We start from the raw sequence: 21,951 nt of genomic DNA on the forward strand, positions 1-21,951 counted from the left end.
CATGCGTCGATTTACACGGCCCATTCATCGGATCATAGTCATGGCAAATAAAGCAGCACGATAACTACGAGCGTACTTACGGAGACTAAGGATGATACGCACATACGAGGGATCGGCGGGGCAGTCGCATTTTCAAATTCCCATTCGGGCAGTCCTCGCGCGCATTGCTTCCCCGCGCAATCGCATCGCCAATTAGCCGTCGATTTTTCATTCAATTTCCGCTCGCGGGCGCCGCATTGTCATGCCGCGCCGCGAATCGTCGCGCGCATTGAGTTTTGCGCGGTGAATACGCGCTGACCGCGCTTGCGGGCGGGCGTCGCGAATTACGGCGTCGTCGCCGGCGACATCGAAATACCAACCAGCCGGCGGGCGATCACGCTATGCCGACGAGACTGCATTTGATCAAAAAAGGAGGGGAAATGCTTTGCATTCCTAATCTTCGCGCGGCCTTGCTGTCCTGCGTGGTTGCCGCGATGCCGTTCGTCGCAGGTTGCGGCGGCGGGGACGATCCTGGTCCGATCCAGGTCGGGCAGTGCTCGGGCGGCTCGTGTCCGCCGAGCGGCCCGAGCACGACGCCGCCGACGGTGACGAAGCTGTGTCCCGATGCGCTCGATTACTCGACGACGTACACGGGCGGCTCGGGCAGCGGCGAATACGTGAAGGTCAAGTTCGATACGGCGAAGAAGACTTACCAGATGCAGTTCATCGCATCGTCGGTGCCGACGTCGGCGGGGCAGATCAACAATACGCGCGCCGGCCTCACGATCAGCGGCACGTTCCACAACGCGACCGGGCTGCCGACCGCCGAGCAGAATCGCTGCGCGTTCGTGCTCGACAACGGCGTGACGAGCGACGGCGCGTATTCGGTGACGATCAATCGCGCGGATCCGCCGATGCTGTTCGTCGGCATGGGCGTCGTGGGCGGCGGGATTCCGGGCGCGACGATTGCATTTCCGGGCCTCGAACTGTTCCCGGGGCTCACGATCGGCACGGTGCCGTCGCGGACATTCGATTTCTATCCGTTCATCGGTTTTACGGACACCGAAACGGATTTCACGAAAGTGGCGGGCGTCTACAACGAAGTCGGCGTGCATTTGCAACCGACGGGCACGTCGTTCCAGACGGCGGCGCCGCAAGGCTGGCAGCCGGACGTCGTGAACTGGACGCAGACGCTCAACGCGGACGGTTCGTGCACGATCACGCCGGGCAGCGACTACTCGTGTCGCACGACGGGCACGCCGTGGACGCTGCGCCAGAATGCGGACGGCACGTCCGACAACGTGTTCGTGAGCCATCCGCAGCCGAACCAGCCGTATCCGTCCGCCGGGCAGGGGCAGCCGCTCGTGATCCTGACGCCGAGCCAGGCGCAGGGCGTGATGATCGTCGGCAAGCTCAACGGCCAGCTCGTGCCCGTCGTCATTCGCGTCGGCTACGCGAACGTCGACTCGGCCAATCCGCTCGGATCGGTCGCTGACGCGGAGATCGGCATTTCGGTGCTCGCGCCCGTCACGCCGATCGCGGCGAATTCGCTGCAAGGCGGCTACATCGGCGCGACGAGCGCGGTCGCGTGCGGCGTCGTGAGCTTCGGCGGCAACTCGACCGCCCCCGCCAACAGCGGTTCCGCGTTCGACAACACGGTGCCTCATCCCGAATTGCCCGGCGCGTATCGCAACGGCTTCTTCTATCCGTCCGCAGGCAATTGCACGGACGGCTCGGCCGTGTCGACGCTCGCGGCGAACTACACGTCGACGCTGTTTCAGGGGGCGACCGCCGCGTTCCTGGACCCGATGACGTCGGCGGTGAGTTCGCAGTTCTCGCTCGACTACACGCAGGCGACGCCCGGCAAGATCAAGGTCACGGCGACGCGCGACTTCAACGCGCAAGGCAGCGCGGGCTCGGTCGCGATCTTCAGGAAGGGCGATTACGGCTGGCTCATCAAGGTCGGCAACGTCTACGGGATGGTCGTCAACAACAGTCAGTACAACCCGTTCTTCACAGTCGGCGCTTTCGTTCAGTAACGCATGACTTCGCGGCGGCGCGGGGCGCCGTCGCAGACTTCAAAATATCGAGGATTCCTATGTATTGGAGAAAATCGCTGGCTGCCGCCGTACTGGCTCCCGTCCTGACAGCCTGTGGTGGCGGCGACGATCCGCCGCCCGCGCCGGTCGTCCGGCTGTGCCCGAAGACGATCGACTACAGCACCGTGTTTACGGGCGGCTCCGGTTCGGGCGAACTGGTTCGCGTGCAGCTCGATACGACGAAGATGACCTTCCAGATCACTTATCTCGCGTCGCCGGTGCCGGCGGCGACGGGCACCGTGCAGCCGACCCGCGACGCGCCGCCGAACAACATCGTGACGGGAACGCTGACGGACGAGACGGGCCTGCCGACCGCGAAGCTCAACCAGTGTACGTTCCGGCTGAACGACGCGAGCCTCGATCCGAACCGTCCCGCACGCGTGTTCCTTGGCGAGGGCGTGCTAGGCGGCGCGATTCCCGGCGCGACGATTCAATTCGGCGGCGTGATCGGCGTCGGGCAGATTCCGAAGACGACGTTCCCGTACTATCCGTTCATCAGCTTCTCCGATCAGGAAACCGATCTTTCCAAGATCGCGGGCAACTACAATCAGCTCGGCTACCACCAGGTACCGTCGCAGAACTTCGCGCCGGCGGCCGTGGACGCGAAGGTCACGATCAACGCGGACGGCACGTACGTCGAGACCGACAACTTCGGCAGGAAGAACGGCGGCCAGCCGCTCGCGTCGAGCGCGACCGTCAATCAGAAGCTGACGCTGCGCGCCGACGCGCCCGTGTTCCAGTCGCTCAACTATCAGCCGCAGGTTCCGCCGACGCTCGCTTCGCTCGATCCGGCAAAGGCGGGCAAGGGCATCCTGATCGTCGGCAAGCTGCGCAATCAGCTGGTGCCGATCTTCATTCGCACCGGCGCGGCGAACGCCGATCTGACGCAAGGCGCACCCGTCGCCGACGACGAATCGGGGATCTCGATTCTGAGCCCGCAGACGACGATCGCTTCCGGTTCGCAAGACGGCGAGTACACGGGCGTCGACAGCCTCCTCGACTACCGCGCGACCGCGCTCGTCGGCGCGCAGGCGACGCTGCTCGACCCGTTCCACGCATCGCAGGTCGCGCTCACGCGCGCGCTCAATCTCGACTACACGCAGGCCGTGCCGGGCGTCGTGACGACGGTCCAGACCAATGCGGCGTCGGGCCCGCCTACCGGCAAGTTCATCTTCACGGGCGGCGTATTCGGATTCCTCGACATGAGCGACGCCAACAACCCGTACTTCACGGTGGGCGCTTTCGTGCAGTGAGCATCGCGCAGAACAGGAGACACAGGCGATACGCTGCCCGCGGGCGCGCATCGCACGATTGAAGTATCAGGAGACCTCATGAAGAAGCTGATTGCCGCGTGCGTCGTTGCCGGTGCATCGACGGGCGCTTTCGCGCAGCAGGCGGGCGACGTGGTCGCGACGCTCGGCTGGCTCCACGTGATGCCGCAGGATTCGACCAACGGCCTGACCACCAACGTCGTGAATTCTCCGATCAACGGGCCGCTGCGGCTGCCCGGTTCGTTCACGTCGCCGGGCACGAGCCTCACGGTCAACAATGCGGACACGGTAGGCCTCACGTTCACGTACTTCTTCACCGATCATATCGCGGTGACGTCCGTGCTCGGGATTCCGCCGGAATTCGCGCTGACGGGGCACGGCGTCATCAAGCCGCCGGGCCCGTCGGGCTCGCTCGGCAGCGTCGATCTCGGCAATCCCGCGAACCAGCCCGCCGTGAAGAACGCGCGGCAATGGAGCCCGACGATCATCCTGAACTACTACTTCAATTCGCCGACCGCGAAGTTCCGGCCGTTCGTCGGGATCGGCGTTGCATACAGCTGGTTCTCGAACATCGAGCTCAACGGCAATTTCGCGAAGGACATCAACGACAACCTCGGCAGCGTGCTCGCCGCGGGCGCCGGCAAGCCGGGGCCGACGTCGGTCGAGGGCAAGGCGTCGTCGTCGTTCACGCCGGTCTACAACGTCGGCGCGAGCTACGCGTTCGCGAAAAACTGGGCGCTGACGGCGACGCTGTCGTACATGCCGCTCAAGACGTACTCGTCGCTCGTCATCAAGGCCGCCGACGGCACGACGCTCGCGACGACGCGCACGAAGCTGAAGGCCGATCCGCTCATCACGTTCGTCGGGATTTCCTACAAGTTCTGAGCCGCGGGCGTGCGATGCCGGCGCCCGGGCTTCCTGTGACCGAGCGGACCGAGATTCGTCGGCCGCAACGTCACGCCACCGGCGGCAAGCCGCCATTCGTCAAGTGAGGCAGATCCATGCGTAACCGAAAATTTGTTCCGTTCGTTGTCGCGTTGGCATTCGCAGCGGCCGCAGCTACGCCCGCACTCGCCGTCACCGTGTCCCGCGTCGACGGGCAGCCGATGAACCCGAACGGCGAGCCGTTCTCGGCGACGTCGGCTCCCTACGAAACGCTGCTGTCCAAGGGATCGATCAGCGCGAACTGCGTCGCGACGTTCAACGGCACGATCACGCCCGCGGGTATCGTCAACATCACGTCGACGACGTTTACCGGCACCAACAGCCTGTGCAGTCTCATCAAGGGCAGTGCAAGCGGCATGAATCCGTGGACGGGGCAGGCCGACAGCGCAACGCAGCTGACGATCAACAACGCGCAGGTCAACGTGTCGCTGCTCGGCCAGTGCGGCCCGAGCAAGATCGTGACGGCGTGGAGTGACGCGAACTCGTCGCTGACCTTCAGCAACGCGGTGCTGACGCCCGATTGCAAGGTGACGGGGACGGTCGTGACGTCGCCGAAGTTCCACGTTCAGTAATTCGTCACGGTTTCGGCGTGAGGCGGCTTGTCGATCATGAGTCGCTTCACGTGCATCAAGCGAACGCGGCTGCCAGGAGCCGCCGCGTTCGCAAGACGACGAGCGACGGGAACGTCGCCTGACGCGAGGGCTGCCGCGCATGCCGTCATGTCGGGATGCGCGGCCCGGCGAGCATCGCGATCGCGCTGAAGGGGCAGGCGCGTGGGGCCGCGATGCGCGTCGCGTGTGCGTGCGCGGGTTGCGCGCCGGCATGCAGGACGAGCAGCAGGCGAGAGGACCGTCGTGCCGATGCTTCGGAGCCCGATCGAGTGCGAAGCGGGCGCGCGCCGGCCGTCGTCGAAAAGAATGGGGCGACGCGTTCGAGCATCGACGCGCCGCGCGGAGCCTGGCCTTCGACGCATGGGCGAAGGCGGCTCGCGCGCGACGTGCAGCGACAGTTGCCGTCGCCCGAGTGCGGACACGATTCGCATCGTTATTTCTCGGATGACCCATGCCTGACAACCATAATCATCGCGTCGATGCCGAAGGCCTGTCGCTCGGCAGCTTGCGCACGGCAGCATGGCTTCGGCATCTTCTCGATCACGCGGAGCGTTTCGCATCCGCTGCGGCGGAAAGCCGCGAAGCGCGCGTCGCGACCGCCGCGCGTAACATGCTCGCGAGAGCGGGCGTGCATGCGCGGCGCGGGCCGCCGGCCGACGCCGGCCTCCTGAACGAACTGCTCGCGGCGCTGCGAGGCGACGGCCCGCCCGCCGACACGGCGCTCGCCGCCGAATACGAAGCTTTGGCGCGCACGCCGACGAAACGGCTGCTTGTGGCCGTCGAGCGCTACCTGCCGGGTTCGAAGGCCGTGTTCGACAGCGCGCACGGCGCCGCCGACGCGCTCGGCTACGGCGATCCCGGAGTCGGCTGGGCCGCGCTCGATTCGATCGAGCTCGGCATCGGGCGCGCGTTCGCGATGGATGGCGAAGCCGCGGACGACGCGATGCGCGGCATCGTCGGCTTCGAAGGACCTGCCGCGGCGCGCGTGATCGACCGCGCGATCGGACGCATGTGGGGCGCGCACGAGAGGCCCATCGAAGCGTTGGCGGCGTTGGCGGCGTTTTCGGCGGCGCTCGCGACGAATGCGCCGATCACGATCGACGCATACGGTGGCGAGCACAACGGCGTCGCCGCCGCGATTCTATGCAAGCGCCGGGATCTCGCATCGACGGAAGGCCTGCTCGCCGCGCTCGCCGTTTGCCGGCTCGATCGTCTGACGGGCGCGGGCAGCTTCTGGGCGTATTACCTGCTCGCGGGCGTGATGATCGCGGCGCCCGAGGCCGTGGCGTCCATCTGCGCTCGGTTTCATCGCGACGCGCTGAGCGCTTGGCTCGACATGCTTCTTGCGTCGCCCGCGCGCAGCGGGATCGGCGACGCGGGGGAGGCCGCGTTGGGGCGATTGGGCGCGTCGATGAGCTTCACGTCGCGGCACAATCCGATCGTTCACACGAGGCGCAGGCCGATGCGCTGAGCGTCGTAAGGCGCATGGCCGGCGCGGGCGTCGCGGGCCGCTCGCGCCGCTTCGCTCAGATCGACAGGCAGATCTTGCCGAAGTGCTTGCCGGCCGCCTGGTGGCTGAACGCATCGGCGATGTCGTCGAGCGCGAACGTGCGATCGATTACCGGCTTGATGCCGGTTGCGTCGATCGCACGCACCATGTCGATCTGATGTCGTCGACTGCCGACGATCAGGCCTTGCAGGTTCTGCTGGCGTGCCATCAGCGCGACGGTCGGCACGGGGCCGGCAATCCCCGTCAGCACGCCGATCAGCGCGATATGGCCGCCGATCCTGCACGCCTGGATCGATTGCGGGAGCGTGTCCGGGCCGCCCACTTCGATCACGTGGTCGACGTCGCGCCCGTTTGTCTGCTCGAGCACCTTCGCGGCCCAGTTTGCGTCGCGACGGTAGTTGACGACGTGATCCGCGCCCAGCTGGCGCGCGCGCTCCAGCTTTTCGTCCGACGACGACGTGGCGATCACGGTCGCGCCCATGCGTTTCGCGAACTGCAGCGCGAAGATCGACACGCCGCCCGTGCCGAGCACGAGCACGCTGTCTCCAGCCTTCAAGCGGCCGTCGACGACGAGCGCGCGCCAGCCGGTGAGGCCCGCCGTCGTCAGCGTCGCGGCTTCCTCGTGCGTGTAGCCCTTCGGCGCGTGCGTGAACCAATGCGCTGGGCGTACGACCGTCTCGCGCGCGTAGCCGTCGACGCCGTCGCCCGGCACCGTCGCGAAGTCCGCGGTGCTCGGCCCGCCGTCGAGCCATTGCGGGAAGAAGGTCGACACGACCGCGTCGCCGACCGCGAACTCCGTGACGCCTTCGCCGATCGCTTCGACAACGCCCGCGCCGTCCGACATCGGAATGCGCTTGTCGGCCGTGCTCAGCCTGCCGGTGACGACGCCGAGATCGTGATAGTTGAGCGAGCTCGCGTGAATGCGAACGCGGATTTCGCCCGCGGCGGGCGCGCCAGGATCGGTGAGCGTCACGCGTTCGAGGTGCTCGAGGCCGGCGGGCTGACGCAACATGATGGCTTTCATCGATTCGACTCCGGTGAGTGGTGAGCGAGCGCGCCGCGTGGTGTGCGGCCGATGCGTTCCGAATGGCGGCAGGGGAACGCCGGCGCGCATGCGTGTCCTACGCCGCGCGTGCCGCACACGTGCGTGCGCGAATCGCGCCGGACGGCACGCGCGCCGCATTCGGCCGCCCTGAGATCGGCGGCGGATGGGCAAATTGTCCGCACGTACTTCCTTTGATGCAAGAACGTACAATTAACGCCGGTACTATCAATTTTGTAGGTAAGCGCGATGCGACCGAAGCGTTCCGACAGCAAGAGCGGGTGTTCCGTCGAGGTGACCCTTTCCGTCATCGGCGGATTGTGGAAGCCCGTGATCCTGTTTCATCTCTTGAAGGAGAAAAAGCGCTTCATGGAGCTCACGCGCCTGATGCCGAACACGACGCAGAGAATGCTGACGCTGCAATTGCGCGAACTCGAGGCGGACGGCATCGTCGCGCGCCACGTCTATCCGCAGGTGCCGCCGAAGGTCGAATATGAACTGACGCCGTTTGGCACGACGCTCGCGCCCGTACTGATCAGCTTGCGCGAATGGGGCGACGCGTATCGGACGCATCAGTCGGGCGCCGGTTCGGCCGAGTCTGCACGCGATGCAGCGACGTGCGACGCACCGACTCAGTCGCGCAAACGCACGGCCGGCGCGATGAAGGCCGTGTAGCGCGCCGGCGGGCGCGAATCGGCCGGGGTGTGCCTTCGCCCGGATCGATGGGTGGTTTTCCGGCTGGCCAGTGTTGGCGCGCTGGCGACTTCATGCAACGCTCGCCTGGCTCGCGCGTTTGAGCCGTCGGCCCATTTCTTTCTTTCAGAGCCGCATGCGGGATCGACGTCCACGACGAGCATGTCGTGGATGCTCCCGACTTCGGCCGAGATCTTCAACGCGGGCTTCCTGTCTCGTCGTTGGCAGCGATGCCTCCGGATCGGGGCCAGGCGCTCGGCGCTCGATGCCGACCCGATGAAGATGTCCGCTTCATGAACGGCCACGAGTTCATTCGAATTTTTTGCGCGCGCGCACGATCCAAAGAGTCTTTGGCTCGCAGCGCATTATTCATTTCGGAGGGGGATTTTTTGAAATTAATGAAGAAGTGAATATTGTGTGAAATGTATTGATATTCATATATGAAAGGAAATGATCGATGCATTGGATCGCAGAGCGCATGACGTGCGATTGCATTGGCGGCGCCACGTACTTGGCGGTGTGCGTCGGCGTCCGAGGTCGTTGTGGCGTGTGCGCCGGGATAGGCGTTCAAGTCTGACGAAAATGAATCAATCCTTGCAGAACGCGGCTGGAAGCGCGTTGGCTTGCTCGGCGCGTTGGCCATTCTTGATCGATCGTCGCGGTGAGGAGGTGGCAGGCGATCCTTGCTTCGGCTCCACGGCCGTTCGCGTGAACAAGCTGATAGACGGCTATGAAGTGACATATCAATAGGATTTTTTATTGAATTTTCATTGTATTTTTCAGAAGTTGATGTATGCCATGAAAAAATGGGCGTTTGAACATTGAATGTAACGGAATGAAGTGAATTGTTACGTTACGGCTTGCGTAACGGTGGCATGGGATCTGGTCAACTATTCTCTTTGTGCGATGAGAGGGGAAATTAAATTCGTCTCGGGTTCGGTTTTCTGAAGAAAATGGTGCGCGATCGATCCGGCACGCATGCTGGCATGCTCCGTGCGATGACCTCGACGCCGTAATGACGGCGGTACCCATCCACACGAGGTCACATATGAAACAAAGCTTCAAGTTGACGAGCATTGCACTGTCTGCTGCGGTTGCATTTGGGGTCGCGGCTGCGACGCCGGCCGTCGCGGGCGCGTTGAACACGCTTCCGATTTCCGCTTCGGTGGCCGACCTTGCCGGCACCGGCTCGGGCGGCGCGACGTTGGCGCTTGCAGGCGGAGCGCAACACGGATCGATCCATGCGAGCGTGCTCGGTTCGGCCGATGCATCGCTCAGCAACGGCGCACTCGACAACTTGGCTGGCGCGCTCGCGAACGCGGCGAGCCACAATCCGGTTCAGGGCGTGGCGAACAACGCGGTCGGTACGTTGACGAATCTGGCGAGCAACAATCCGTTGCCGGGCGCGCTGAGCAACGCGGTAAGCACGCTGCAAAACGCAGCGGCGAATAACCCGCTGTCGGGCGCAGCGAACAACGCGGTCGGCACGCTGACGAATCTGGCGAGCAGCAACCCGTTGCCGGGTGCGCTGAGCAACGCGGTGAGCACGCTGCAAAACGCAGCGGCGAACAACCCGCTGTCCGGTGTCGCGAACAATGCGGTCGGCATGCTGGCGAATTTGGCGAGCAGCAACCCGCTGCCGGGCGCGCTGAGCAACGCGGTGAGCACGCTACAAAACGCAGTGGCGAATAACCCACTGCCGGGCGCAGCGAACAACGCGGTCGGCACGCTGACGAATCTGGCCAGCAACAATCCTCTGCCGGGCGTCGTGAATAACATAGTCGGCACGCTCGCGAACGCGATCGGCGGCAATCCGATCACGCCGATCACGAGTGCCGCGAGCGGCCTGGCGAACGCACTTTCCGCTGCCAACCCGGCGGCTGCATTGACGGGAGCGGCAAACAACGTCGCAGGCACGCTCGCGGGGGCGGCAAACGGCAATCCGGTCGCGGGCGCGATCGGCGGCCTCGTGAACGCGCTGCCCGCCGGCAATCCGGCAGGCGCCCTGACGAGCGCGGCGAACAACGCGGCGGGCGCGATTGCAACGGTCGCAGGCAGCAACCCGGCTGCCGTGATCGGTAGCGTCGCGAGCGCATTGACGGGCGCGGCCGGCGCCGGCGTCGCGGCGGGCTCGCAACTCGGAGGCGTCGGCTCCGCGCTGATGAGCTCGGGCGCGGCCTCGACCGGCAAGGTGCTGACGTCCGGCAGCAATGCGTTCGGCAGCACGGCCGCGTCGACCGGTTCGCTGCTGACGACGGGGGCCGCCGCGGCGAGCACGGTCGTCAATTCGGCGGGCTCGTCGGTCGGCGCGGTGTTGGCGTCGCTGCCGAACCTGAGCATGTCGTCGTCGAAGTCGACGGCTGCGGCATCGAATCCGCTCGCACCCGTCTCGTCGGCGATCGCGACGCTCGCCGGTGCGCTGCCCAAGTAATGGCGCGGCGCGTCCCGGCCGGATAGCGGTCCGCTCCCGTCGTAGTTAGCCGGAAGGTAATGCGGGGCGGCATGGCGGCGACCCCATGCCGCCCTGTCGTTTTCGCAACGCGGCCGTCGTTCGGCCGGCGATATGGGCGAGGGCGGGGCGCCAGCTTGCCGGCGCCGGTCCGAGCGCTTCGGGAGTAAGCGTGTCGGCAGCGCCGTCTTGACGACGGGATCTTGATGTCAGCTGTCGTCGCGGAGTTGATCAGCTATGGCCCACGGCATGAGCTGATCGACACGATTGATTGCGTGATCAGCAATGCGGGCAAGGACGAAGCGCAGATACGCCTCGGGATCGATGCCGTTGAGCTTCGCCGTTCCGATGAGGCTATAGATCGCGGCAGCGCGCTCGCCGCCGGAGTCGGCACCGGCGAACAGGTAATTCCGCCTCCCGATGGCCACTCCACGCAACGCTCGCTCGACCGGCAGGTTATCGATCTCGAGTTGGCCGTCGTCGCAATAGCGTGTGAGCGCTTCCCATCGGTTCAGCGCATAGAGAATCGCCCGACTCGTATCGGATTTCTTTGAGAGTGTCTCCAGCGTGGCGGTGAGCCAGGCGTGAAGCTGACTGAGAAGCGGTCGGGCATGTGCTTCTCGATACGCACGACGCTCGTCGGGCGGTTTGCCGCGTATCGCGTCTTCGATCTTGTACAACGCACCGATACGCTCGAGCGCTTCGGTATTCAATGCGTTCGGGCGCGCAGCGTGTAGCTCATAGAACTGGCGTCGGGCATGCGCCCAGCAGGCAGCTTCCCTCACGCGTCCGGTCTCGTAGATAGCCTGGTAGCCGCCATAGGCGTCCGCTTGCAGCGTGCCGCTGAACGTCTCGAGATGTTGTTGCGGATGGATGCCTTTGCGATCCGGCGTGTAAGCGAACCACACCGCTGGCGGCGTCATATCGGCTGACGATCGATCGTCACGCACATAGACCCACAAGCGGCCAGTCTTCGTCTTGCCGTTGCCCGGTTCGAGCACTGGGACCGGCGTGTCGTCGGCATGCAGCTTCGTCCCGGTCATCACATGACGGCGTAATGCATCGACCAGTGGTTGTAAAAGCGTCGCGCCGTGGCCGACCCACTTCGCGAGCAACGAGCGGTCGAGTTCGACGCCTTCACGCGCATACATGACCGACTGCCGATACAGCGGGATGTGGTCTGCGAACTTCGAGACCAGCACGTGCGCGAGTAGTCCAGGGCCCGCCAGGCCGCGCTCGATGGGACGACTCGGCGCTGCTGCTTGCGCGATGTGATCGCAGCACGCGCAGGCGAACTTGGGCCGCACATGACGGATTACGCGGAAGCTCGCAGGTACATATTCAAGTTGTTCGGAGACGTCTTCGCCTAGCAGCTTGAGCTTGCCGCCGCATTCCGAGCACGTCTCGGTCGATTGCGGCAAGTGCGTTTGCTCTTCACGTGGCAGATGCTCGGGCAGCGGCTTGCGAGGCGACTGTTCCGGCGCGGTACGAGGTGTCTTCGGGATTTCGATCGGAGCCGCGCCTTCGTCCGCTTCGAGTTCTTCCAGACGCAGTTCGAGTTGTTCGATCTGACGATCGAGCTTCTCCGACTTGCGACCGAACTGCATGCGGCGCAGCTTCGCAATCAGCAGCTTCAGATGCTCGATCTCTGCCTTGGCGGTGGCGTTCGCCGCCTTGTGCGATTCGACTACGTCCTCGAGATGCCCAATGCGAGCATCGCGCTCGAGCAGCATGGCTTTGAGCGCTTCGATGTCGTCCGGATAGGCGTTGGCCGCGGTCATGCCGGCAGTTTACGCGGCGGCCGACGGGTTTACAACGCCGATGTCGGCTCGGTCGTTCGTATCGGCTGGCGCCAGTCGATACCTTCGAGCAGCATCGACAGTTGGGCTTGGCTCAGGCAGACAACGCCACCGTCGGCGCGTGGCCAAACGAATCGGCCCCGTTCCAGGCGTTTCATCAGAAGACACATGCCGTCGCCGCTCCACCACAGCACTTTGACCAGATCGCCGCGCTTGCCTCGGAACACGAACACGTGGCCGCTGAAGGGATCGCGTTCCAATACGGTCTGGACCTTCGCGGCCAAGCTGTTGAAGCCTGAACGCATATCAGTCACACCCGCGGCCAGCCAGACCTTTGTGCGGCTGGGCAGCCCGATCATGCTGCCGATTCCGGTGTGTTGCGCAACATGCGCAGCACCAGCCGCAACGTGCCCTCGTTGGGCGAGCCCTCGATCCGCACACGAGTGTTACCGACGTTGATCTCTATGGCGCCCATCGCGGCAGCGCCGATCACCGGCGTCGGCGCCACGGTCGCAGTCGGTCGCTCGATCTGTGGCGCTGGCGCTTCCAATGTGACCGGCAAAAATCCCACAGAATCGTATTCGCCGGCACGCAACGCGCGACGCCATTTGAATAACAAGTTCGTGTTCACCCCGTGTTCCATCGCCAGCCGCGCTACGGATACGCCCGGTTCGCAGGCCAGCTTGGCGAGTTTCCGTCGAAATTCGACGGGGTGATTAGGAATGCCTTTGCGTGAAGTTCTCTTCGGTGCTTCTGTTGACACTGTGGTCCCCGCTACTCGCCGTGGTGGGGTCTACTCTGGCAACATTCATTCACACCGTCGAGACGGTACCGGCGACTCGCTTACGGTGATTGAGCACCGATAAAAGGATAAGCTCATTTTGTTCAATTCGACTAGGGTCGATGTAGGCCAGTTGCATCAACCTGACCCGGCGGGCTTCGTCGTTTTCCCGATAACTTGGAATCTCTGCGAACGCGGTGCTCAGGAATGTTGACTTGCCGGCACCCCGCGTGCCGTCAACGAAATAGACGAGGCCGCTGCCTGGCGGATATGCCTCGTTGAGCACGGTATGTCCTCGCGGTTCACCGTTATTGCTCAACCGTAAATTTCTTGCGCTCAACAGGTCGGCTTGAATCTGTGCGTGAAGGCGCTCGTAGGCTCTTTTCTGGATGAGATTGCTCGCCTTTACGGTGCTATTAAGATCTCCGGCGGCTAAGTCGATAGTAATGGCTTGTTTGGTCATGGTCTCTTCTACCGTAGCAATTAGAATTGTGTCGCGGCGCTTTTGCGTTGCAGCGCCAACGTCTTGGAATAGCAGCACACTATGTCAGGAAATTGCTACCTGCAAGCGCATAGACATGCAGTGCATGCGGGTTGCGGCGGATCACGATGTTGACAGGAACAAGGCGATGCGTCCCGGAACCTAAGCGGAGCGACTTTGCGGTCGCCGGTGAATCGCAGGTGCTCTCGTGGGGTATCGTCTCATGGATCGAGCAGCAGTGGCCTCTCTTCCTTTAGTGGGTCAACGGAGCCGCTGGCTCGCTAGAAATAGGAAAATGATGCATCTTGCGGAAATTGCAGTCGTGGCAGCAAAGATAACGGCATTTTTGACGGTCCCTTTAGCCTAGCCAGAGCGCTTCCTCGCGGCCAATTTGAGCAACAGGCGGTGGCGTATTAGGGCTTATGGTGCCAAACGTGTGGACTAGGTCATCGTTATGACAGAAGACGTTCAAGCGCTTCCATGCTGCCGGCATCCGATAGCATTACTTGGACGAAATTACTCCAGTTCATATCCAAAGGCTCCGTGGATTTGACGAAGCTTACAATTCGTTGCGCTATGATTTCGCCACCTTTGATGAGATCTTCGGTGCACTCGTTCCACTTATGCGGGAAGAATGCCGAGCAAATTGCCGCGCCTAAAGTGCACATTGACGCTCCGGGCGTCCACCAGTCCCAGTGCCATATCCCATGCGCCGGATGGTACTTGTCCTGGCAATCCAAAACTCGGTACGACCATCTCGGATCCTTATACATCCACCTAGGAGGAAGGAGTAGTTCGCCGGGGCTACAGAATACACGATGTGAACTTGCTTCTCCGTGAATCTCATACGGCCGGTGCTGAAAATAGAGGCGAGCTTTCTCCCATATCGCCGCTTCCCTAAGGCGTGCGGCAATCTCGACTCTGATTTGAGATTGACTCGCACCTAGCACAGCCGATGTCACCGTTGGGCCTAGAGTTATTCCTTCTTTATGGAGGGATATCAAGTCCACGTAAAGTCGCCCGGCAAGCGGTTGAGGTAGTAGGTGGCTAATCGATTCCTCAATTATGACGGGAATGATCTTTACGCCAGATTTTCTATTCCGATGCTGTAGCATTTCGAGCTCGACATGCAATCCGGAATTTTCTTTGTTGGCCGATGCGATGTAGTCGGAGTCACAAATGCAAATTACGTTAAGTGGTGCCTTATTTAGTGTGTTTTCTATTTCTTGAAATATGGAATGGCCGATTGGTATGCTGTCACGGTCCCAGAAGACCGAAAACCCTGCGCCTTCGAGGTTTGTGATGATATCGCTGCGCAACCAATCCTTTTTGTCGTAGGGGCCACCCCATGCATAGGAGATGAAGGCGGGTATTTTTTCTTGTTCATTGGTCATAGCGTTGCCTTGTAGACGATCCTACGCGTATGTTTCATAAAATAATTACACTTGTGGAACTCGGGGGCTTTAAAGTGCCAAATGGCACCGTAAGCTATCCACCGCCTTCGCCGCTTCGGCGCACTGCTGAGAAGATCAGAGGTAGCCAGGCGCTATCTCTAGTGTTTCTACGCCATACAGTGTTTCTCTGTTTTTTAGCCACAATTGATACTCGTTCCCCTCGAGACAATGGTCGGGAGAACAGTCAACGTTCCATCGGCGTAGGAAATAGCCCGCAACGGCGGCTCTGACTCGGAGCCGAGAAATTCCGTTGACCATGCCGTACTCGAATAGCGTCGTCTCGGGGTGTGGGCGCTTCGGATGTGGCACAAGTTCTAGTTCCACGATCCGGTTCCACTGAATGTCATGTTCCCATCGCTCGTGGGTTAGGACGACAGATTCTTCGATTGTTGGATTGCTGATCCGAGAGATAACGAAGTCTGAGAATCGCAGTCTTCGGCGATCGTAGGCCCGAATGTGCCACCGGAGGCCGTTGTCCACCAGGGCGAATGGAACAATTTGGCGTCGCGTTTCGCCACTACTGTGCGATCGATAGTCAATTGAGATGACATGTTGGTGGTTTATCGCTCTCGTGATTGTTGATACCACCATTGAATCCGGACTATCTAACTGGATCGGAAGGTCACATCGAAGAAGGGGTTTCCTTTCCCGCCGAGGAAGTGCGAGGTGGCCGTGCGCGATCATTGCCAAGGCTTCAGTGCTCTCATGGTCATACAGTGGCGCAAAGTTGTAGTTCCGGAGGTAGGCCCGCTGTACATGGCTGTACTCCATGTTGGCGGCGCAACGCTCCCTGTATTGCGTGAGGTCCCTAGTTGCTGCGGGCTCTGAGATGCCGAAGCGGTCGGTTAGGTCCTGCCGGCTGACGTCACCAAGGAACATCAGTCGGAAGTCGATGAATCTGAGTCGCTCCTCTTGGGCACTGGACATAGAAGTCTCCTGTATATCGGCCGTAGGATGGCGCATTTCATAGTGATGGGCAACATGAATCAAAAAGCTCTGTTTACATCATCAAAATGATCTGCTACATTCATCGCATCGATCATGTTCTGCTTGGTCGAGAGGCGAATCGACCTGTCCGGGTTGGTACGCACCACCGAAATAAATTTGAAAGGTGTGAAGATGAGTACCAGCGAAACGGAACGAATCGGCCTCGGCCGCCTGGCTGATGGGGCGTTCAGCGATGACAGCTACTCCGTGCCGGTGAAGGCAGGCCGCTCCGATGAGCGCGTCATTGTGCTTCGGAGGGGAGAAAGCGTAACGACGATTCTTCAGGTCTTTTCTAGGGAACGCGGTTGCTCGATCGAGGAGTTGGTGCTCGTTCGCGAAGGCGAGGAAGAGGGGCTGACGGAGATCGTTGTAGACGCGCAGTATCCGTATCGGCGCCGCCATCATGTCCATCATTCCAGTGCCGTCGCGGTAACAGTCTATTACCAGGCTCACGAGCTTCGCCACGATTTCAAGCGGCACGCAACCGTTGAGGATGTCCTTGCCTGGGCGATCAGGGCTTTCAACATCGACCCGAGTATGGCTGTCGAGTTTGAGCTGGTGCTCCACGGTCAAAAGGAGGAGCTGCCGTCGACAGAGCATATCGGGCACCTTGCCGAGCATCACGACAACCTCGCTCTCGATCTTGTCCGCGGCGACATAGCCAACGGAGCCTTCCGGTGATTGCAGATCCGAGCGCTGGCCGCGTCGAGGCCGATCTCCGGGGCGGAGGGATTGTCAGCGGCTGTGAATCTGGCTGGTGGCGGATCCTCGAGCACAAATTTCCAACACTTGACTTCGTGATTTCTGCGACTGAGCCCGATGGCGCGCCGAGCGAGTACGGTTTTCGGGCCGAGCTATCCAACTACCCCGGCCAGCCGCCGATGGTGCGAATCTGGGACCACAAATCGAATCAGTCGCTCGCAGGAGCAATGCGTCCGCGGGGGAATCGGCGCGTAGAAATCAGTTTTCAACAGTGGAGTTCCGACACCGTCTACCGACCTTGGGAACGATTGACCGGCCCCCATAACAACAACGCTAGCGCATACCCACATCTGGCATGGCGTTCGGATCGCCGTCTGGCGTTCATTTTCGAGGATCTATATGGCATCCTTAATAGTAACGCTCGCGCGATTCGCGCTCGGGCCACGGCCTGAAATATTTTGCGATTCAGCCGTCTGGAATGCTGGCGTCGCTGAGTTGAAACGGCGTGCAGGCGGTTGGCGCGAGAGCGGTGCATTTCTATTGGGTACGAATGGTAAGGAGCGGATCATCGAAGAGTTCGTCTTCTACGATGACATCGACCCGAATGCGCTACGTACCGGTATTGTTGAAATCGACGGACGCCGGCTCGGCGATCTCTGGACGCACTGCAGGAAAACGGGCAGGAGCGTCGTCGCGGACGTCCATGTTCATCCCGGTCGCTTCCAGCAAAGTCCATCGGATCAGGCCAACCCCGTCGTGGCAGAAGTCGGCCACGTCGCAATCATCCTTCCTGACTATGCGGCCAGAGCGAGCCACCCCGGCGCAATTGGCGTTCACCAATATCTGGGATCATGTCGTTGGCGTGATCGCAGCTTCGAACGTCCTTCTCCATTTCACGTCGGATGGTGGCCAAAATGGCGTTAGATCGCTATATATCGCGTCTTGCAAAGATACTTGTCGATAGCGAAGGGGTAACGTTCGACGAGGCGCAGACAAGATTGAGGGCCCTGACACTCGAGGTGGTTGTTGGGCCGGATGCTACCTCGCCCGCAGCCCACGCAGCAGTTTTGACAGCAGTGTCGGTAGGCCGTCGCACCTTTGTCGGCGGTGTTCGCGTGGTCGGCTCACTAGGGCAACCAATCAATTGTCCACTACCGCTGGGATCATCCAGTCTTGGCGAGGCGGCGGAAAAACTCGGAGCAGGCGATTTCGATGGCGCAGCGTCGCGCACGATCATAGTTGGGGCCGCGGAGGTGCGCAGAGATTGTTGGTCCGTAGGCGTCTGGTGGGATGAGTGGCGGGCCGGCACGGACGATGCGGGGGCGTGTGGCTGTGAACGTGGAGATAACCCACTCGTGGGGATTGCGGCCGGCGCGCTCGCTGTCGGTCGGGCCTTTGAGGCGGAGCGGAGCCGATGTTACGAGCTGAAATCGGAAATTGATCTTTGGCCGACGACCGATGGGCATGAGGACGCCCCATGTTTTTCCGATATTTTTCTTCCGGGTGCATTGTGGCTAATTGGCCTGGGAAATCTTGGGCAGGCGTTCCTTTGGACGCTGATGATGCTGCCTTACGGAGATCCGAATGAAGTTTCGCTCGTTCTTCAAGATCGAGACAAGATCACCGAAGAAAATTGGGCAACTTCCGTACTCGTCGGCGATGGAACCTATGGGGTCTTGAAGACGAGAGTAGCCGAGCAATGGGCGCTGGCGAAGGGCTTTAACGTCAGGCGCATTGATCGCCTACTTGTTGCAGCGGACCGACTCGACGATGGTGATCCGCGCGTCGCGCTTTGTGGTGTCGATAAAGTCGAACCGCGCAAGCAGTTGGCTAACGTTGGTTTTGATTGCATTGTTGATGCGGGATTGGGCCGAACAGCAGCGGACTTTGATCGATACCGTGTTAGCGTTTTCGATAGTGCTCGACGGATAAGTGAGCACTTCGCCAACCAAAGTGATCGCGACGTTGCCAATGAAATTCCAGAAGAGCAGGCGTATCGAGATCTTCAAAGAGAAATCGGCCGCTGCGGCGCGGCAGAGGTTGCCGGCGCAAGCGTAGCCGCGCCATATGTCAGTGCCTTGGCCGCGGTTGTCGCAATTGCTCGCGTTATAGCAATAACGTCCGGATGCGGTTGCCCGTCGGCCGAGGTCGGCAAGCTTTCATCGTTGAGCTCGCGCAGAGTGGCACCGACGGTTAATGTTGATGCGAGGGGCGCGTGTCACGCTGGGAACGCGGCAACTGACTGATAATTAATCTCTCAATCATTCTTGATCTCAACGCTATCGCACGTGCCAACTGATCGTGAACTCTGGCTCTTTGGCGACATGCCGGGTAGCATAACCAGTAGTACAAGTTGGGCAAACGGGGGAGAAATGGATCGCTCGAAGTTCACGAAAAGCCAAATCGCCGCAATTGACCACGTGAATGGAAACCTGCAGCTAATTGCTTGCGCAGGTTCCGGTAAGACAGAGGTTGTCGCTCAACGGGTTGTAAGATTGCTGCAGCCTATTTCCGTGGGAGGCGCTGGCTGCCATCCCGAGAACATTGTTGCGTTTACGTTTACGGACAAGGCTGCAGCGGAACTCAAGGAGCGCATACATACCCGTTGTCACGAGCAAATCGGCAACGTTACAGGCCTGGCTGATATGTACGTCGGCACCATCCATGGCTATTGTTTGGAGTTGCTTAAGTCGGAGGTACCTCAGTACATGAAGTACGAGGTTCTCAACGACGTCCAGCAGGCACTGTTTGTCGATCGCCACTCGAAGGCATCTGGTCTAACGCAAAGCACGACGCTGGATGGGAAACCGCTCAAGCGTTATACCGACACTCGGAACTACGTATCTGCGTTGGCGATCCTGCGCGAGGATCATCCATGTGATGAGGCCCTCCTCGAGGACAACACTGTCGCTTCGCACCTCAAGATCTACGAGGATCTAACTGACAAGAAAGGATATCTAGATTACTCTGGAATCCTAAATCGTGCTGTGGCAGAGCTAACGCGGAATAGAGAGCTACGGGAGCGATTAGCGCTGCGTGTCAAGCATGTGATCGTCGACGAATATCAAGATGTCAATCCAGTCCAGGAGGCGATAGTTGCGGAACTACGTCAACTTGGCGCTGACATTTGTGTGGTCGGCGATGACGATCAGACGATCTACCAGTGGCGAGGTAGCGAAGTACAAAACATTCTCACCTTTGATCGCCGATACAACGATGTGACGCAAGTGCGGCTTGAAGAGAATTTTCGCTCGAGCGAAGGTGTCGTAGCACTGGCTCGTGAATTCATCAGTCATCTAAACCACCGCTTGCCGAAGGAGATGAAAGCTACACATGCGCAATCCTATGAAGATGGTGACATCGTAGCGCTCGGGTTCGACTCACCTGAGGAAGAGGCAGAATATATTGCAAAGACTTGCATGGCTCTGCGGGGAGTTGTTGTCCATGAAAGTAGTAGTGAACGCGGTATCTCATGGTCCGACATGGCGGTGTTGCTTCGATCCGTAAGGCGAGACGCACCGGCAGTGACAGCCGCGTTGGATGCGGTGAGGGTGCCATATGTCATCACCGGTATGGACAACCTTTTTCAGAAGGAAGAGGTGGAGGCAGCACGCCAGCTTTTTTATTTTTTGGCAGGCGAGATAGAGATGAACGAGTTGCGTGCTGCCTGGCAACGTGCTGACCTTGGCATCACCAAGCATGCCCTTGAAGGTGCTATTGCAGCGGCAGCCGAGGCTCGCGTAGACATGCAGGACGCGGAAATAGGGCAGTTCAAGGTCTACAACCTGCAGCGGCAGTTTATCGCTTTTATGGAGAAGTCCGAACTGCGAGAGGAACGAGTACCAGGCGGCCGTGGCGAGATCGTCTTCTACAACCTTGGAAAGTTTAGCCAGGCGATCTCCGATTTCGAAAGCATTCACTTTCATTCCGATCCGGTAGAGAAATACAAGAGCTTTGCGGGCTTTCTGCGTTTCCATGCCGAAAATGCGTACCCGGAGGGATGGCAAGATAACGGTTTTGTTAGTCCCGATGCCGTCCGCATCATGACCGTGCACCAGGCAAAGGGGCTCCAGTGGCCGGTAGTATTTATTCCTCAATTGGTAAAGAATCGCTTTCCGGCAAAGGGTGGTGGCGGGCGAAACGCTTGGCATCTTCTGCCCTCTGAAGCATTTTCCAATGCCGCTCGCTATCGGGGAGGCGCTGACGACGAGCGACGACTCTTCTACGTTGCGGTGACACGCGCACAGAAGTATTTGCACATGACGTGGGCACCACATGAGGGTAACCGCACGGCGCAAGTGGCGTCGGATTTCTACAATGAGGTCTTGGCATCGAAATACGTGAAACGGCGAGTTCAGAATTACGCTACCCGACAGCAACTGACGCCAGCGCCTAAGGCATCGGTAGCGAACGTCACGTTGTCGTTCTCGGATGTAAAGTACTTCTTTGAGTGTCCCTATCAGTTCAAGCTGCGCATCCTCTACGGATTCAACGCGCCGCTCGACGAGGCCTTGGGGTACGGAAAGTCGCTGCACGACGCCTTGGCCGAGGTTCACGCACGTGCGTTGCGCGGAGAGACCATTGACTCCCGCGAAGCCGAAGAATTGATCGAGCGCCACTTGCGGGCACCATATGCCTATCCGGATTTGAAGGACAAGTTGAAGAGCGCCGCTGTGAAAGTCGTGGCTGCATACATTCGGAAAAATGCGGCTGAGTTCAACAATTTGGAGTTTTCTGAGAAGGCGATAGAGATTGCTCTTGGCGATGGCGTTTCAGTGGCTGGAAGAATCGACTTGGTACGGAGAATGGATACTGACGAAGTCACTATCGTTGACCTGAAGTCGAATGACCGGGCACAGGCTGAAGCAGTTACCGAAACACAACTCCATATTTATGCGCTAGGTTATAAGGAGCTTACTGGGCGACCCGCCGACTATGTCGAGATTTACGAGCTTGACAATCAACGACAAAAACGACGATCTGTCGATGGAGATTTCACCGACGACGTGAGGCGGGACGTACTCGCGGCTGCTACGGCACTGCGGCGAAATCAATTGCCACCAAAGCCTGGCAAGAAAGCTTGCGGAGCGTGCGACTACTGCAACCTTTGCTCGGCCGCTGTCAATAAGAGCTAGTCAAGAAGAGGGG

Annotated in this window: 20 protein-coding genes; 12 read left to right on the forward strand and 8 right to left on the reverse strand. The window is 60.5% G+C overall.

Annotation, left to right across the window (positions count from 1 at the left end; all coding sequences use genetic code 11):
• The first annotated feature begins 419 nt into the window (after positions 1–419).
• The 5 genes from BTH_RS19485 to BTH_RS19505 all read left to right on the forward strand — a co-directional run bounded on the left by BTH_RS19485 (position 420) and on the right by BTH_RS19505 (position 6,376).
• Positions 420–2,018 (forward strand): DUF2957 domain-containing protein, encoded by a 1,599-nt coding sequence (locus tag BTH_RS19485; protein ID WP_009889482.1) that lies wholly within the window; start codon positions 420–422, stop codon positions 2,016–2,018.
• A 59-nt stretch (positions 2,019–2,077) separates the two neighbouring features.
• Positions 2,078–3,331: a DUF2957 domain-containing protein gene (locus BTH_RS19490; RefSeq protein ID WP_009889484.1), complete on the forward strand. Its 1,254-nt coding sequence runs from the start codon at positions 2,078–2,080 to the stop codon at positions 3,329–3,331.
• A 78-nt stretch (positions 3,332–3,409) separates the two neighbouring features.
• Positions 3,410–4,234, forward strand: a complete 825-nt coding sequence (locus BTH_RS19495) for an OmpW/AlkL family protein (RefSeq protein WP_009889485.1) — start codon at positions 3,410–3,412, stop codon at positions 4,232–4,234.
• A 116-nt stretch (positions 4,235–4,350) separates the two neighbouring features.
• Complete coding sequence (locus BTH_RS19500) at positions 4,351–4,866, forward strand: hypothetical protein (RefSeq protein WP_009904186.1); 516 nt, start codon at positions 4,351–4,353, stop codon at positions 4,864–4,866.
• A gap of 490 nt (positions 4,867–5,356) precedes the next feature.
• Positions 5,357–6,376, forward strand: a complete 1,020-nt coding sequence (locus BTH_RS19505) for a hypothetical protein (RefSeq protein ID WP_009889488.1) — start codon at positions 5,357–5,359, stop codon at positions 6,374–6,376.
• A 55-nt stretch (positions 6,377–6,431) separates the two neighbouring features.
• Here the strand turns inward: BTH_RS19505 and BTH_RS19510 are convergent, their stop codons facing one another.
• Complete coding sequence (locus BTH_RS19510) at positions 6,432–7,439, reverse strand: zinc-dependent alcohol dehydrogenase family protein (RefSeq protein ID WP_009889489.1); 1,008 nt, start codon at positions 7,437–7,439, stop codon at positions 6,432–6,434.
• A 267-nt stretch (positions 7,440–7,706) separates the two neighbouring features.
• Here BTH_RS19510 and BTH_RS19515 point away from each other — a divergent pair, with 267 nt between their 5' ends.
• Positions 7,707–8,132: a winged helix-turn-helix transcriptional regulator gene (locus tag BTH_RS19515; RefSeq protein WP_009889490.1), complete on the forward strand. Its 426-nt coding sequence runs from the start codon at positions 7,707–7,709 to the stop codon at positions 8,130–8,132.
• A gap of 214 nt (positions 8,133–8,346) precedes the next feature.
• Here the strand turns inward: BTH_RS19515 and BTH_RS34560 are convergent, their stop codons facing one another.
• Positions 8,347–8,793: a hypothetical protein gene (locus BTH_RS34560; protein WP_154659999.1), complete on the reverse strand. Its 447-nt coding sequence runs from the start codon at positions 8,791–8,793 to the stop codon at positions 8,347–8,349.
• Positions 8,794–9,198: 405 nt separating this feature from the next.
• Between BTH_RS34560 and BTH_RS19520 the strand changes: the two genes are divergently transcribed.
• Positions 9,199–10,581: a hypothetical protein gene (locus BTH_RS19520; RefSeq protein WP_009889492.1), complete on the forward strand. Its 1,383-nt coding sequence runs from the start codon at positions 9,199–9,201 to the stop codon at positions 10,579–10,581.
• 227 nt (positions 10,582–10,808) lie between these two features.
• Here the strand turns inward: BTH_RS19520 and tnpC are convergent, their stop codons facing one another.
• From tnpC to BTH_RS35720, 6 genes are all read right to left on the reverse strand, one after another.
• A complete protein-coding gene (tnpC, locus tag BTH_RS19525; protein WP_009889500.1) occupies positions 10,809–12,380 on the reverse strand; it encodes an IS66 family transposase in 1,572 nt (523 codons plus the stop codon).
• A gap of 29 nt (positions 12,381–12,409) precedes the next feature.
• A complete protein-coding gene (tnpB, locus tag BTH_RS19530) occupies positions 12,410–12,757 on the reverse strand; it encodes an IS66 family insertion sequence element accessory protein TnpB (protein ID WP_009889515.1) in 348 nt (115 codons plus the stop codon).
• On the reverse strand, positions 12,754–13,161 hold the full coding sequence (gene tnpA / locus BTH_RS19535; RefSeq protein WP_009888727.1) for an IS66-like element accessory protein TnpA: 408 nt from the start codon (positions 13,159–13,161) through the stop codon (positions 12,754–12,756). Before tnpA ends, tnpB begins: the two co-directional genes overlap by 4 nt.
• A gap of 49 nt (positions 13,162–13,210) precedes the next feature.
• The gene (locus tag BTH_RS33750; RefSeq protein ID WP_127446407.1) at positions 13,211–13,642 is read right to left on the reverse strand and encodes a hypothetical protein; all 432 of its coding nucleotides are present in this window, start codon (positions 13,640–13,642) and stop codon (positions 13,211–13,213) included.
• 470 nt (positions 13,643–14,112) lie between these two features.
• Complete coding sequence (locus tag BTH_RS31500) at positions 14,113–15,054, reverse strand: toll/interleukin-1 receptor domain-containing protein (protein ID WP_080511473.1); 942 nt, start codon at positions 15,052–15,054, stop codon at positions 14,113–14,115.
• A 135-nt stretch (positions 15,055–15,189) separates the two neighbouring features.
• On the reverse strand, positions 15,190–16,077 hold the full coding sequence (locus BTH_RS35720) for a helix-turn-helix transcriptional regulator (RefSeq protein WP_326924348.1): 888 nt from the start codon (positions 16,075–16,077) through the stop codon (positions 15,190–15,192).
• 78 nt (positions 16,078–16,155) lie between these two features.
• Here BTH_RS35720 and BTH_RS19540 point away from each other — a divergent pair, with 78 nt between their 5' ends.
• The 5 genes from BTH_RS19540 (at position 16,156) to BTH_RS31510 (ending at position 21,938) form a co-directional block, all read left to right on the forward strand.
• Complete coding sequence (locus tag BTH_RS19540) at positions 16,156–16,782, forward strand: hypothetical protein (protein ID WP_009889505.1); 627 nt, start codon at positions 16,156–16,158, stop codon at positions 16,780–16,782.
• Positions 16,779–17,255, forward strand: coding sequence for a DUF7665 family protein (locus BTH_RS33755; protein ID WP_127446406.1), 477 nt, complete (start codon positions 16,779–16,781; stop codon positions 17,253–17,255). The genes BTH_RS19540 and BTH_RS33755 overlap by 4 nt, the downstream gene beginning before the upstream one ends.
• A 43-nt stretch (positions 17,256–17,298) precedes the next feature.
• A complete protein-coding gene (locus tag BTH_RS33760) occupies positions 17,299–17,727 on the forward strand; it encodes a hypothetical protein (RefSeq protein ID WP_127446405.1) in 429 nt (142 codons plus the stop codon).
• Positions 17,718–19,049: a hypothetical protein gene (locus BTH_RS33765; protein ID WP_127446404.1), complete on the forward strand. Its 1,332-nt coding sequence runs from the start codon at positions 17,718–17,720 to the stop codon at positions 19,047–19,049. The genes BTH_RS33760 and BTH_RS33765 overlap by 10 nt, the downstream gene beginning before the upstream one ends.
• Positions 19,050–19,175: 126 nt before the next feature.
• Entirely contained in the window at positions 19,176–21,938 is a 2,763-nt protein-coding gene (locus tag BTH_RS31510; protein WP_011402067.1) for an ATP-dependent helicase, read from the forward strand.
• Positions 21,939–21,951 lie beyond the last annotated feature (13 nt).

The organism is Burkholderia thailandensis E264, from assembly GCF_000012365.1.
GTDB classification, from domain to species: domain Bacteria; phylum Pseudomonadota; class Gammaproteobacteria; order Burkholderiales; family Burkholderiaceae; genus Burkholderia; species Burkholderia thailandensis.

Excerpts from the sequence above, each read along its gene's own strand:
- BTH_RS19515 (WP_009889490.1), top strand. The coding sequence starts at position 7,707 with ATGCGACCGAAGCGTTCCGACAGCAAGAGCGGGTGTTCCGTCGAGGTG.
- BTH_RS34560 (WP_154659999.1), bottom strand. The coding sequence starts at position 8,793 with ATGGCCAACGCGCCGAGCAAGCCAACGCGCTTCCAGCCGCGTTCTGCA.
- BTH_RS19510 (WP_009889489.1), bottom strand. The coding sequence starts at position 7,439 with ATGAAAGCCATCATGTTGCGTCAGCCCGCCGGCCTCGAGCACCTCGAA.
- BTH_RS31510 (WP_011402067.1), top strand. The coding sequence starts at position 19,176 with ATGGATCGCTCGAAGTTCACGAAAAGCCAAATCGCCGCAATTGACCAC.
- BTH_RS31500 (WP_080511473.1), bottom strand. The coding sequence starts at position 15,054 with ATGACCAATGAACAAGAAAAAATACCCGCCTTCATCTCCTATGCATGG.
- BTH_RS19505 (WP_009889488.1), top strand. The coding sequence starts at position 5,357 with ATGCCTGACAACCATAATCATCGCGTCGATGCCGAAGGCCTGTCGCTC.
- tnpC (WP_009889500.1), bottom strand. The coding sequence starts at position 12,380 with ATGACCGCGGCCAACGCCTATCCGGACGACATCGAAGCGCTCAAAGCC.
- BTH_RS19520 (WP_009889492.1), top strand. The coding sequence starts at position 9,199 with ATGAAACAAAGCTTCAAGTTGACGAGCATTGCACTGTCTGCTGCGGTT.
- BTH_RS35720 (WP_326924348.1), bottom strand. The coding sequence starts at position 16,077 with ATGCGCCATCCTACGGCCGATATACAGGAGACTTCTATGTCCAGTGCC.
- BTH_RS33765 (WP_127446404.1), top strand. The coding sequence starts at position 17,718 with ATGGCGTTAGATCGCTATATATCGCGTCTTGCAAAGATACTTGTCGAT.
- tnpB (WP_009889515.1), bottom strand. The coding sequence starts at position 12,757 with ATGATCGGGCTGCCCAGCCGCACAAAGGTCTGGCTGGCCGCGGGTGTG.
- BTH_RS33750 (WP_127446407.1), bottom strand. The coding sequence starts at position 13,642 with ATGACCAAACAAGCCATTACTATCGACTTAGCCGCCGGAGATCTTAAT.
- BTH_RS19500 (WP_009904186.1), top strand. The coding sequence starts at position 4,351 with ATGCGTAACCGAAAATTTGTTCCGTTCGTTGTCGCGTTGGCATTCGCA.
- BTH_RS19495 (WP_009889485.1), top strand. The coding sequence starts at position 3,410 with ATGAAGAAGCTGATTGCCGCGTGCGTCGTTGCCGGTGCATCGACGGGC.
- BTH_RS19485 (WP_009889482.1), top strand. The coding sequence starts at position 420 with ATGCTTTGCATTCCTAATCTTCGCGCGGCCTTGCTGTCCTGCGTGGTT.
- BTH_RS19490 (WP_009889484.1), top strand. The coding sequence starts at position 2,078 with ATGTATTGGAGAAAATCGCTGGCTGCCGCCGTACTGGCTCCCGTCCTG.
- BTH_RS19540 (WP_009889505.1), top strand. The coding sequence starts at position 16,156 with ATGTTCTGCTTGGTCGAGAGGCGAATCGACCTGTCCGGGTTGGTACGC.